The 12,022-nt window shown below is 45.9% G+C and carries 12 protein-coding genes; 3 read left to right on the forward strand and 9 right to left on the reverse strand.

Annotated features, from left to right (window positions below):
- Positions 1-33 precede the first annotated feature (33 nt).
- The 9 genes from C7475_RS19675 to C7475_RS19715 all read right to left on the reverse strand — a co-directional run bounded on the left by C7475_RS19675 (position 34) and on the right by C7475_RS19715 (position 8,492).
- A complete protein-coding gene (locus tag C7475_RS19675) occupies positions 34-1,281 on the reverse strand; it encodes a sulfate adenylyltransferase subunit 1 (protein ID WP_110055111.1) in 1,248 nt (415 codons plus the stop codon).
- A 101-nt stretch (positions 1,282-1,382) separates the two neighbouring features.
- Complete coding sequence (gene cysD / locus C7475_RS19680) at positions 1,383-2,291, reverse strand: sulfate adenylyltransferase subunit CysD (protein ID WP_110055112.1); 909 nt, start codon at positions 2,289-2,291, stop codon at positions 1,383-1,385.
- Positions 2,292-2,374: 83 nt separating this feature from the next.
- Positions 2,375-3,058, reverse strand: a complete 684-nt coding sequence (locus C7475_RS19685) for a phosphoadenylyl-sulfate reductase (protein ID WP_110055113.1) — start codon at positions 3,056-3,058, stop codon at positions 2,375-2,377.
- Positions 3,059-4,062: 1,004 nt separating this feature from the next.
- Entirely contained in the window at positions 4,063-4,491 is a 429-nt protein-coding gene (locus C7475_RS19690; protein WP_110055114.1) for an Rrf2 family transcriptional regulator, read from the reverse strand.
- 63 nt (positions 4,492-4,554) lie between these two features.
- On the reverse strand, positions 4,555-5,271 hold the full coding sequence (gene dapB, locus C7475_RS19695; RefSeq protein ID WP_110055115.1) for a 4-hydroxy-tetrahydrodipicolinate reductase: 717 nt from the start codon (positions 5,269-5,271) through the stop codon (positions 4,555-4,557).
- A 35-nt stretch (positions 5,272-5,306) separates the two neighbouring features.
- Complete coding sequence (locus C7475_RS19700) at positions 5,307-5,996, reverse strand: DUF5683 domain-containing protein (RefSeq protein WP_110055116.1); 690 nt, start codon at positions 5,994-5,996, stop codon at positions 5,307-5,309.
- Positions 5,989-6,921 carry a ParB/RepB/Spo0J family partition protein gene (locus C7475_RS19705; protein ID WP_110055117.1) on the reverse strand — a complete coding sequence of 311 codons (933 nt, stop codon included), beginning with the start codon at positions 6,919-6,921 and terminating at the stop codon, positions 5,989-5,991. Before C7475_RS19705 ends, C7475_RS19700 begins: the two co-directional genes overlap by 8 nt.
- Positions 6,905-7,726, reverse strand: coding sequence for a ParA family protein (locus C7475_RS19710; RefSeq protein ID WP_106603209.1), 822 nt, complete (start codon positions 7,724-7,726; stop codon positions 6,905-6,907). The genes C7475_RS19705 and C7475_RS19710 overlap by 17 nt, the downstream gene beginning before the upstream one ends.
- Before the next feature lie 85 nt (positions 7,727-7,811).
- On the reverse strand, positions 7,812-8,492 hold the full coding sequence (locus C7475_RS19715; protein WP_110055118.1) for a metal-dependent hydrolase: 681 nt from the start codon (positions 8,490-8,492) through the stop codon (positions 7,812-7,814).
- 292 nt (positions 8,493-8,784) lie between these two features.
- Between C7475_RS19715 and C7475_RS19720 the strand changes: the two genes are divergently transcribed.
- The 3 genes from C7475_RS19720 to C7475_RS19730 all read left to right on the forward strand — a co-directional run bounded on the left by C7475_RS19720 (position 8,785) and on the right by C7475_RS19730 (position 11,896).
- The gene (locus tag C7475_RS19720) at positions 8,785-10,044 is read left to right on the forward strand and encodes a metallophosphoesterase (protein ID WP_110055119.1); all 1,260 of its coding nucleotides are present in this window, start codon (positions 8,785-8,787) and stop codon (positions 10,042-10,044) included.
- Positions 10,045-10,152: 108 nt separating this feature from the next.
- Positions 10,153-11,091: a hypothetical protein gene (locus tag C7475_RS19725; RefSeq protein WP_158286551.1), complete on the forward strand. Its 939-nt coding sequence runs from the start codon at positions 10,153-10,155 to the stop codon at positions 11,089-11,091.
- Between the two features lie 190 nt (positions 11,092-11,281).
- On the forward strand, positions 11,282-11,896 hold the full coding sequence (locus C7475_RS19730) for a porin family protein (RefSeq protein WP_110055121.1): 615 nt from the start codon (positions 11,282-11,284) through the stop codon (positions 11,894-11,896).
- Positions 11,897-12,022 lie beyond the last annotated feature (126 nt).

The following is a 12,022-nucleotide window of genomic DNA, read 5'->3' on the forward strand; positions in this document are numbered from 1 at the left end:
TCCGTCATTTTACCAAAACACTAAAATATTTCATTAGGCCACGAATCCCACAGCCACTGTCGAGTTGCTAAATTCATCGATCAGTATGAATGCACCATTCGCTGGATTCACATCATAGCTATCTGCGAATATCGGATGTGCGGTCTTCAGTGTGATTTTACCAATATCGTTCAGCCCCAGTTCTTTTTTGTCTTCCAGGATCTTATTTGAAGTCACATCGATCACATGCTCTATCTGCTGTACTTTAGCCTTTACACGGTTAATGCCGTGCTGCAGCAGATAAGCTTTACCTGGAACAAGTTTCTGCTGGTCCATCCAGCATACCTGTGCTGAGATCTCTTTCAACAGGGAAGGCGCATTCTCCGGTTTGGACAACATACTACCACGGCTGGTATCAATTTCATCTTCAAAAGTGATCACAACACTCTGACGTGCTTCTGCTGTCGTCAGCTGTGTTTCGAACTGTTCTATGGTTTTGATCTTGCTTTTCTGCTGGGAAGGCAGGGAGATGATCTCATCACCTACATTAAAGTGACCACTCACAACTTTTCCCGCAAAACCACGGAAGTCGTGATAAGCCTCCGTTTTCGGACGGATCACGGACTGCACTTTGAAGCGTCCCGGGTGACTGCTGTCAGCGTGGTCAAACGTGATCTGCTCCAGGTATTCCAGCAGTGAATCGCCGGAGTACCAGCTGATCTTTTCAGAGCGCGCAGCTACGTTCTCACCATAGAGAGAGGAGATCGGAATGAATTTAATGGAAGGTGCTTTAAACGTTGCACTGGCAATCATCTGCTGGAAGTCTTCCACGATCTGATTGAAACGTGCTTCACTATATTCGACCAGGTCCATTTTGTTTACGCACACCACCAGGTACGGAATACGCAGCAGACCGGCGATGAAGAAGTGACGGTAAGTCTGTTCAACGATGCCTTTACGGGCGTCGATCAGTATCAGGGATACCTGTGCATTGGAAGCACCGGTCACCATGTTACGGGTATATTCGATGTGCCCGGGTGTATCGGCAATGATGTACTTGCGGCTGGGAGTAGAGAAGTAGATATGTGCCACATCAATGGTGATACCTTGTTCGCGTTCAGCTACCAGACCGTCTGTCAGCAGTGACAGGTCAGTAAAATCAAGTCCCTTACGTTTGCTGGCGGCGTGCAGCGCCTCCATTTTATCCTGTGGAATAGAATGGGTATCGTAGAGCAACCTGCCTATCAGGGTGCTTTTGCCATCATCTACACTGCCGGAAGTGGTTATACGTAAAACCTCCATGTTATATTTTTTGAGCGGCGGAGAGCGGGGCTATCCGCGCGATTTATACTAATTGATTGAATCCTGTAAACGGAAAAGAAAGTGATAGTAGCCGGTGATCGTTAAAAATAACCTGCCTGTTTTCTTTTCTCCATCGCTGCTTCAGAGCGTTTATCGTCAATACGGGCGCCTCTTTCAGATATTTTGGCTTCCAGTATTTCGGAAATAATGTCTTCCAGTTTATCTGCTTCGGAGATCACTGCAGCGGTACAGGTCATATCACCAACGGTACGGAAGCGCACTTTCTGACGGAAAGGTGTTTCTTCCTCAGTAGTATTCAGGAAAGGAGAGTACGGCCAGTACATGCCATCACGTTCAATGATCTCTCTTTCATGAGAGAAGTAGATGGATGGGATCTGCAGGTTTTCCCGGCGGATGTAGTTCCACACGTCCAGTTCTGTCCAGTTGGAGATCGGGAACACTCTCACGTTTTCGCCCAGGTGTATTTTACCATTGAGCATATCGAATAGTTCAGGGCGTTGCATTTTAGCATTCCACTGACCGAATTCGTCTCTTACAGAGAATATCCTTTCTTTAGCACGGGCCTTCTCTTCATCCCGGCGGGCGCCACCGATGCAGGCGTCAAATTTCAGTTCTTCGATGGCATCCAGGAGGGTTACGGTTTGTAAGGCATTTCTGCTGGCATATTTACCGGTTTCTTCCTGTACTTTACCCTGATCGATGCTATCCTGTACATTTCTTACAATAAGATCAAGACCCAGTGATTCCACCAGCCAGTCACGGAATTGGATGGTTTCAGGGAAGTTATGCCCAGTATCTATATGCAATAACGGGAAGGGAACCTTACCCGGATAGAATGCTTTTTGCGCCAATCGCACGATAGTGATAGAATCCTTACCACCCGAGAACAGGATGGCGGGGCGTTCAAACTGTGCAGCTGTTTCACGTAAAATATAGATGGCCTCGTCTTCCAATGCCTGCGGAAACTCCCACTGTATTTTATTGGTCATAAGTCTTTATTTAAGATGTCCCTGCGGACCAGTTTAATCAATTTAATCTAATATACAGACCTCTTTGTCTGCCGTTGTTTCCGTTACCCGTGCAATCCGCACTCTTTCTTGGAAAGTTCCCACCACCATCTGCCGGCGCGTGGATGTTCTCCAGGTTCGATCGCCCGTGTACAGGGAGCGCATCCAATAGAGATGAAGCCTTGATCGTGCAATTTATTATAAGGTACGTTCTTCTCTTTCAGATAGTTGATCATTTCATCATACGTCCAATTGATCAACGGGTTGTACTTATACAGTTGCCTGCTTTCATCCCATTCGATAGCGTGAAGTGACTGGCGGTTTTCGGACTGTTCCGCACGAAGACCGGTGATCCATACTTTAACGCCTGTGAGTGCTCTGTTGAGTGGCACCACTTTACGGATGTTACAACACTCTTTACGGTTCTCAACGGATTCGTAGAAGCTATTTGGTCCTTTTTCCAGCAGCAGTTTTTCCACTGATGCGGTTTCGGGGAAATAGACTTCAAAAGGCTTTTTATAGCGGGCGCGGGTGAGGTCCATTAAATCATAGGTCTCCTGGAACAAACGTCCGGTATCAAGCGTAAATACCCTGATCGGTAAGTTGGCACGCCAAATCATATCGGCAATCACCTGATCTTCCTGTCCAAATGAGGTGGAGAAGGCCACCGCTCCGGGGAATTGTGCTGCCAGATACTGCATGGCAGCGATTGGATCTAGCCCTTCCAGTGCTGTACTGATATTATCCATGTGAATCTGTCTCAAATAGCCTGGCATCCATCTATAGTTGCCTACAGATACCAGCAATACTTCCTTTAGTTAATTAGCAACTTCTGTTGCATACAAAAATACATAAACTCTATAAAAAGGATAGACTTTTTTTGAATACGGCTTGCTGGCATGGTTATTTGTTGTATATCAGTGGCTTATGGTTTGGTTTATGGATGGGCTTACTGATGTTTTCTGCAGGTCTTAGGTAGTGGAACGGCTGTGCCCCTATAGATCAGTTCTCTCATCCCTAGCAAGGCTGACTTTTTGAATCGTTCGTTTTTGACGTCTGCTGGTTTCAGGTAGGGATAACGGGCTGTACCCCTTTTCGAGCACTATCCATCTGGCTTTGTCAATCGTACGGGCTTTGGGAATATTGATTAAACCCCTGTCAATCGTATAGAGGCTCTACAAGGGCTAATGCCCGTTATCTCCTCCTGAAACCGCTGGAGATCAATTCTCTGACTCATGGCAGGCAGGTAATATTCAGGACTCTAATTGTCTCCATAGGTTTCGATATGATAGTTATCATTAGAAGGGTAGGGGCGGAGAAAACGGGGAAATACTTATGATTTGGTGTTCTCAGCTAATTAGAACTCAATGTAATATTCAATGAATATTAGTCGAATAACTGGTTATTGGATGTTCATGAGAGATAGCAACCTCATACAGCCTTAAAAATAGGTGGGAGCCGGAAGTAGCGGACGGTTTCAGATGGAGATCGCGGGCCTTCGGCTCTTTGAGATACGCTTGATATAGCTAAATAATGCCCCAAGGTCTATACGATTGAAAAAGCCTAATAGAAATCCAACCAAAGAGGCGCCGACCGCGGTCCCATCTGAAACCGCAACGCGTTTCCTATCCCAACAATTTCCCCCAACAAACCATAACGTACCGCTTGAATATCAGGACTCCGGCAAGAGAAATACAAAGTGGAAATCCAGGACAATAAAAAAGCCGGAGATCAACCCCGGCCTTCAAAAAGATTATAATATCGAAACATTCCTTGTTAATATGTCCTTCAGCGTCTTATTCTCAAGGATCTTCAACGTCGCATCCCGCACCTTGCTCATGACATCGTTCAGCCCACATACTGCTTCATCCCGGCAATTCTCACACCTTTCATAGTAATTGAGACTTACACAAGGAAGCAGCGCAATTGCACCATCCAGCAAGCGGATAATCTTTGCCAAAGGTATCTCCTTCGGAGTCTTCAGCAGGTAATAGCCCCCGCCTTTTCCTTTCTTGCTTCCCAAAATTCCGGCATTCTTCAACTCCAGAAGAATGTTCTCAAGAAACTTGATGGAGATGTTCTTCTCCTGGGCGATTTCCGAGATGAGAATGGGACCTTTATCTGCATTTTCTGCCAGGTGTATGAGCGCGTGAAAAGCGTATTGCGTTTTTTTAGACAACATATCGATTGATTTGCATCCCTCCCAGATGTTCTTATTACTGCAAAGATAACAGCTTTTTGCGTCTTACAGGCTCAGTACATCCTTCATACTGAAGATACCCGTTTTGCCTTTAAGCCATTCAGCAGCAATGACAGCACCGGAAGCGAATCCTTCACGGGAATGGGCGGTATGTGTAATGGTAATATCGTCAATAGCAGAGGTATAAGTGATGCTGTGCGTACCCGGAGCCGGATCAATACGTTTTGAAACGATAGAAAGCTGTTCCGGTTGAGCGTTTTCACTATTTACCCACTCCTGTTTGCGGCGTACTTTCTCCATTAGCTGTTCAGCCAGGGTGATAGCGGTACCGCTCGGAGCATCTCTCTTCTGGGTGTGATGGATCTCTTCCATTGTTACTTCATATTGAGGCTGGTTCGCCATTAATTCAGCAAGCCGTTTATTCACCTCGAAGAAGATATTCACGCCCACGCTGAAGTTGCTGGCATAAAGGAATGCCTTTTTCTGCTCCAGGCACAAAGATTCTACGGCAGGGAGGTGTTCCAGCCAGCCGGTGCTGCCACAAACGACAGGGACATTAGCAGCGAAGCACTTCAGTATGTTATTATAGGCTGTTTCAGGACCGGTAAATTCAATAGCAACATCTGCCTTGCTAAGTTCATCTTTTTCCATCAGGTGCTGACTGTTCAGGTCAATGCGATGAACGATCTCATGTCCTTTGGCAACGGCGATCGCCTCAATTGCCTTTCCCATTTTTCCGTAACCGATAAGCGCTATTTTCATAATATTAATGATGTACTATTAGTAGAGGGGAGGAATTACCACTTGTTGCCAAGGGCGATTTGATTGTTGTATTTCTTCTTGCCACCAATGGAGAACCGGAGACTGAGTCCCAATGCCTGGTTATTGATAACGGTCGGCACTATCTTCATACTTAGGTCGTCCGACATATTGAAGTCCTTCAGGTGAGCAAATACTGTAGCATCCACAATGTTCAGCCCATAGGCCAGTACAAATACAAGCACGGAGTAATCGACATATTCCCGGTAAGCATCACGCAGGAATTTAAGACCATTGTCACTGTATAATCCAACATAGTCATCCACAGTATCCGCGTTACCGTCCAAACGGATACGATAGGCGTTCCGGAAGGTGCGGTAATTGTCCATGTTAATAATAAAGGTACCGGTAGTGATGCCGAGAGCGGCATATACCAGGGGGATCTTCCAGTATTGCCTATTGTAGGCCTGTCCGAGACCTGGCAGTACAGCCGAATAAAACGCTGCCTTCCGCGGACTGTGGATCGTTGGCGCGACAGGTTTTACTGAATCTCTTTTAACGTAAAGTTCTGTAGTGTCTTTCCGGCTGTCAGGCTGCTGTTTCCGCAGGTATGCAGCTTTAGTGCTGTCCTGGGCAAGCAGGGTAACAGGCAGGCAAATAATTACCGGTAATACCAGTAAACAAAGACGTAATAAATAAGAAAATCTATTCCCGGACTGTTTAGCCACCGTATAAGTCTATTTTTTCTAATATGCTATCGAGTTCCTCGTCAGAGTAAAACTCGATGGTAACGCTACCTTTGCCGTTCTTACTTCTGTCCAGCTTCACCTTGGTGGAGAAATGACTGGCGAGGTTATCTTCTATCTTCTGATAAGCCGGTGGTAGTCCGCTTTTGGCGGGCTTTTTCACGTTCCCCTTGTCTATATGGGTGGTCTTGCGCACCAGGTCTTCCGTTTGGCGTACGGAAAGTCCGTTCTGCATGATCTCATTGAAAATGAAGAGTTGTTTTTCCACATTTTCTACGGCGATCAGTGCTCTGGCATGTCCCATGCTTATTTGCCCGTTGCGGACAGCTACCTGAATATCAGGCGGCAGTTTAAGCAAACGTATATAGTTGGTAACGGTACTTCTTTCTTTTCCCATGCGGTCGGCTACCTGTTCCTGGGTGAGCACACACTCATCCATCAGGCGCTTGTAGCTCAAGCCGATCTCTATCGCGTTCAGATTCTCCCGCTGTAAGTTTTCAAGCAGGGCCAGTTCAAGCAGTTCCTGGTCGTTTGCCTGGCGGATGTAGGCCGGAATATCCTTCAGACCTGCCATTCTGCTGGCACGTAAACGCCTTTCACCTGCTATCAGCTGGTATTTGTTGGGACCCACCTTCGACACGGTAATAGGCTGTATTACGTCGTGCAGTGAGATGGACATACTTAACTCCTGTAAAGCCTTCTCATCAAAGTCCCGGCGCGGCTGTTTCGGGTTCACGTCCACCTGATCGAGCGGGATACGCTCAATACCAGTAGCCCTTGCCACGACCTGTTCTCCCAGTACACTGGTAGTTTGTTTCAGGTCAGTATCAATATTTTGCAGCAGCGAGCGGATACCTTTACCCAGCGCCTCTTTCTTATTAGGATTCCCTTTACTCTGATTGCTCATTGTTAATTGCTAATATTTTATCTTCCAGGTTAATACGTGTAAAGTTATTCTTTTGCAGAATTTCTTTGGCCAGGTTGAGATAGTTGATCGCACCGGTACTGGCGGCATCGTACATGATCACAGACTTACCGAAGCTTGGTGCTTCACCCAGTTTGGTATTACGGTGAATGATCGTGTTGAATACGCTTTCCTCAAAGTGTTGTTTTACTTCATCCACTACCTGGTTACTCAGGCGCAGACGGCCGTCGTACATGGTCATCAGGATACCCTCTATGGCCAGGTTCGTATTTAAACGGCTTTGAACGATCTTAATTGTATTTAACAACTTGCCCAGACCCTCAAGCGCAAAGAACTCGCACTGTACAGGAATGATCACAGAGTCAGATGCCACCAGGGCATTTACGGTGATCAGGCCCAGGGAAGGGGAGCAGTCTACTATAACAAAATCATAGTCATCCTTAACAGCATCAATCACCTGCTTCATCACCTGCTCCCTGTTGGGATGGTTAATAAGCTCCAGTTCAGCACCTACCAGATCAATATGGGACGGCAGCACTTTCAGGTTCGGTGTATCTGACTCCAGGATCACATCTTTGGCCTGCCCGTCATTAACCATACAGTCATATAAGCTCTGCTGTATATTACGCAGGTCAAAACCTAAACCGGTGGTACTGTTAGCCTGCGGGTCCGCATCTACCAGCAATGTTTTATACTCCAGTACAGCCAGGCTGCTTGCCAGGTTAATAGCACTGGTAGTTTTTCCTACCCCACCTTTCTGATTAGCGATTGCAATTACTCTTGCCATTGTTGATTAGGTATTTCTTAGGTTTTACTATAGGATAATAAATCGGCATGGATTCTCACCATGTAAAGAATATGGATATCCTTTTTTATAAATTGATACTGCTTCCTATCGCCGGCAGCAATAATTCCAGTCCTGAGGCTGCAAATTGCTGCTGTGCTTTCTCCTTATCTATCTTGATATATCCAAAGGTGTCGTAATGAACGCCAACGATACGCTTGCAATCAACAAACGTTGCTGCCACGATCGCATCGTCAACTCCCATAGTGAAATTATCTCCTATTGGTAAAATTGCAAAATCCAGTTTAGCATATCTGGGTATCAGCTGCATGTCCAGGGTCAGCGCCGTATCCCCTGCAAAATAAAAGTTCCCCTCGTCCGTGGTGAACACAAAGCCCATGGGATTGCCCCCGTAAGAGCCATCCGGTAAACCGCTGGAGTGATGAGCGACAACACATTTTACTGTGCCAAAGTCAAACTGCCATTTACCACCTGTATTCATAGGATGCACTTTCTCCAGTCCCTGTCTGCCTGCCCATTCAGTCAGTTCAAATGCCCCCACAACCGTTGCATTGGTTTGCTTAGCCAGTACCACGAGGTCAGCCACATGATCGGCATGGCCGTGTGAACAAAAAATATAATCAGCTTCTATCTTGTTGATATCTATCGTCTTAGCCAGTTCGTTGTGCGTAATAAAAGGGTCAAAAACAATCTTCTTTCCCTTAACCTCAACACCAAAACTTGAATGTCCGTAATAGGTTAATTTCATCTTGCAGGTGTCTATGTAAACAAAGTATATACTTACCCAAGTGTACAAAAGTACAACGATTAGAGAATAATAAGGTCTACCCCGCTATTTATTTATTCACAGCCGACGCACATTTCAATTGTTAATTAGCTCAAAATGAGATAATTAATACTTTTTGTTAAAGTAAATGCAAAATATGCCACCCGGCACAATATGCAGACCGGCCGTTCGTCATAACAAGATACCACCTCTGGTACCAAAAAAAAGGATAGGTCTACCGAAGGGGTTATTTTTGCAAGGATAACTACAACACATGCGCACAGGATTGAATACGATTGTACTGGTAATCATACTATTATTACTGGATCTTTATGTTTTTATGGCCGTTAAAGCCATTTTTAACGGTTCATCGTCAAGAGTACGGAGCTTCGTATTCGGCGGTTACTGGGTCCTATCGGCCCTGGTGATCCTTACTATTATCCTGTTGCCTTACATTAACTGGCCGGAATGGTCTGTCAATGCCCGCTCTTATGTATTGACCATCATATTCGGTCTTGTGTTCGCTAAAATACTGGCAGCCCTGTTCCTTCTTCTGGACGATGGCCGCCGGGGCGTTCAGTGGATTATCAGCCGCTTTTCATCTGGTGGAACGCAGACAGTTGCTCCAAACGCGATCTCACGCTCAAAGTTCTTTTCCCAGATGGCATTGATCCTGGGGGGAGGTATGTTCGCTACCCTGGTATACGGACTGTCCAACAAATACAATTATCGTGTACATAAGCTGAAACTCGCCTTCAAGAACCTGCCTCCTGCCTTTAAAGGGCTCCGCATCGTTCAAATATCTGATATTCACTCCGGTAGCCTTACCAACAGGGAAGCGGTCATAAAAGGAGTAGAGCTCATCAATGCTCAACAAGCTGATATCGTGCTGTTTACAGGCGACCTGGTTAATGATCGTGCTACAGAAATGGACGATCTGATGGAAGTTTTCAGTCAGGTAAAAGCACCTATGGGTGTCTATTCCACGCTGGGTAACCATGACTATGGCGATTATTACGCCTGGCCCGACAGGGATGCCAACGGCTTTAGCATACAGCGGAACGCGAACCTGGAGAGATTAAAGGCCATTCACGGTGAACTTGGATGGAAATTACTGATGAATGAACATGTGACCCTGGAGCGAGGCGGACAACAAATTGGTTTATTGGGTATTGAGAACTGGAGCGCTATGAGCCGCTTTCCCAAATACGGTGATATGAAAAAAGCATACGCCGGAGCTGCACACCTGCCGTTTAAGATCCTTATGTCTCACGATCCCACCCATTGGGACGCCCAGGTAAGGACAGAATATCCGGATGTTGACCTGATGCTTGCGGGCCATACACATGGTATGCAGTTCGGGGTAGAGATCCCCGGTTTCAAATGGAGCCCCGCCCAGTTTATCTACAAGGAATGGGCAGGCCTGTACAAACAGGGAGATCAGCGCCTGTACGTAAACAGGGGATTTGGTTTCCTGGGTTACCCGGGCCGTGTAGGCATCCTGCCAGAAATAACCGTGATAGAACTGGCATAATCTTGTCGGTTCTTGTTTCGCAGTCAACGATTTTCCGGCCTCATCCGCCGACAAACAGGTACCGCCTATCGACTATTTCGCTATCTTGCAGTGTAAAATGCTCCGTGCATGCGCTGCTGCTTTCTATTCTTATTTCTGTTGTGTAGTAAGGCTGTTATGTGCCAGTCCCTCGCCGAGTTGGAAAAACAACTGGATTCCCTGCTGAGAAAGCGGGAGCGAAGTGAGTTGATCATTGGGGTTGGGTATGGTAATAACCCCGCTTATGGCAAAAAAACGCAGACGTATGAGACGCCCATTGTAATGAAGCCTTTTCTCTCCCCGACAGTTTCCTATTATCATAAAACAGGGCTATACGCAAATGTCAGCAGTTATTATCTGTTCGATGCAATCGGCAAGCCCTGGTTTGAATGGGACTTTTCTCTAGGGTATGACTATTCAAAGAACAGGAAATTCCTGACAGGTATTTCCTACACCCGATACATCTTCACCGATTCTGTTGATATACCGGTTACGCCTATCAATAACGAATTGTTTGCTTACTTCTACTACAGGGATTGGTGGTTACAACCCGGAGTAAGCCTGGACCTCGGATGGGGAAGTGTTCAGGAAAGGATTGCTGGGGGCCGGTTGAACAGGAACATTTCAGGAACAGATTTTAACATCGTTACTGCCGTCCGCCACCCATTTATTTTCATAGACGTATTGAAACATGATGATGCGGTATTGCTGACACCATCAGTCGGTCTTACAATGGGCACTGCCAACTATTTCAGTAATCTCAAGTCGTTCCAGTATATCTCCCGGTCGCCTAAATTACATTGGGAGTGGAGTGACGCCCCGCCGTCGGAAGATGCCAGGAAAGCATTCCTGAGTACTAAAACGGCTACCGGATTTGAAATGCGTGCAGTAGACTTTACCCTTAATGCTTCTTATATGATCGGCAATCTGACGATCTCACCATCTTATACCATCTTTAAGCCCTTCCAGGGAGAAGAAAAACAACTCACAGGTTACTTTACCGCACGATTGGGTTATACCTTCAAATAATCCATTATTTATCCTCACGTTATCGTTTTTTCTATTTTGTTATCCACACATTGCTAGATGTTAATAAATGTAGCACACAATTTGCTATCTCACCGTAGGGGTACGCTTTGTGAGGAACGTTATATTAATCAGACCAGAAAAACCTTTAAATCAAACAATAAATCATCCTCTTCCGTAAAAAAACAACTATATGAAAAAACTGTTTCTTGCTATCGCAGTACTCAGCGTAACTGCCGTTTCTACCGCAAACGCTCAAACCAAATTCTTAAGATTCGGTCTTAAAGGCGGTGCCAATCTGGGTAAACTGGACGGCCAGGGTTACAAAGACGGCTTTAAGCTGGGATATCACCTGGGTGGTTTCGCACAGGTTAACCTGACAAAAGTCTTCGGCGTACAGGGTGAGTTGATCTTCTCTTCAAATTCAGTAAAAACTACCGACGACTTCAGCCAGGTATACAATCCTGATAACCTGAACGACCCTGCCAACAACGACAAAAAGATAAAACTGAACTATCTGAGCATCCCAATCCTCGCGAATATCTCTTTGGGCAGCCCACGTGTGAAACTGCAGGTTGGTCCTCAGTTCAGCGCCCTGGTTAGCAACAAGAACGTATTCAAAGGTGCAGATGACGCCTTCAACGGTGGTGACGTATCCGGTGTGGCTGGTTTATGGATACAGCTGCCAATCATTAACATCAGCGCCCGTTATATCGTTGGCTTTACCGATGTTAAAGGTATCAGCACTGTTAACACAGACAACTGGAAAAACCAGAGCATCCAACTCGGTGTAGGCGTGACTTTATAAAACAAGTCTGAATCATATTGAAAAGTCGCCTCGTCAGCAAACGAGGCGACTTTTTTAATATCATTATTCTTTCGTGGCATTATACTTGACAATATACCTATGCTTATAAAAAAGAATGGAAAGGGG

The sequence above is a fragment of the Chitinophaga sp. S165 genome (genome assembly GCF_003182155.1).
In the GTDB taxonomy this organism is placed as follows: Bacteria; Bacteroidota; Bacteroidia; order Chitinophagales; family Chitinophagaceae; genus Chitinophaga.

What these genes read in the sequence shown, in the direction of transcription:
- C7475_RS19715 (WP_110055118.1), bottom strand. Translation starts at nt 8,492, where the DNA reads ATGAAATTAACCTATTACGGACATTCAAGTTTTGGTGTTGAGGTTAAG.
- C7475_RS19685 (WP_110055113.1), bottom strand. Translation starts at nt 3,058, where the DNA reads ATGGATAATATCAGTACAGCACTGGAAGGGCTAGATCCAATCGCTGCC.
- C7475_RS19720 (WP_110055119.1), top strand. Translation starts at nt 8,785, where the DNA reads ATGCGCACAGGATTGAATACGATTGTACTGGTAATCATACTATTATTA.
- C7475_RS19675 (WP_110055111.1), bottom strand. Translation starts at nt 1,281, where the DNA reads ATGGAGGTTTTACGTATAACCACTTCCGGCAGTGTAGATGATGGCAAA.
- dapB (WP_110055115.1), bottom strand. Translation starts at nt 5,271, where the DNA reads ATGAAAATAGCGCTTATCGGTTACGGAAAAATGGGAAAGGCAATTGAG.
- C7475_RS19725 (WP_158286551.1), top strand. Translation starts at nt 10,153, where the DNA reads ATGCGCTGCTGCTTTCTATTCTTATTTCTGTTGTGTAGTAAGGCTGTT.
- C7475_RS19690 (WP_110055114.1), bottom strand. Translation starts at nt 4,491, where the DNA reads ATGTTGTCTAAAAAAACGCAATACGCTTTTCACGCGCTCATACACCTG.
- cysD (WP_110055112.1), bottom strand. Translation starts at nt 2,291, where the DNA reads ATGACCAATAAAATACAGTGGGAGTTTCCGCAGGCATTGGAAGACGAG.
- C7475_RS19710 (WP_106603209.1), bottom strand. Translation starts at nt 7,726, where the DNA reads ATGGCAAGAGTAATTGCAATCGCTAATCAGAAAGGTGGGGTAGGAAAA.
- C7475_RS19705 (WP_110055117.1), bottom strand. Translation starts at nt 6,921, where the DNA reads ATGAGCAATCAGAGTAAAGGGAATCCTAATAAGAAAGAGGCGCTGGGT.
- C7475_RS19730 (WP_110055121.1), top strand. Translation starts at nt 11,282, where the DNA reads ATGAAAAAACTGTTTCTTGCTATCGCAGTACTCAGCGTAACTGCCGTT.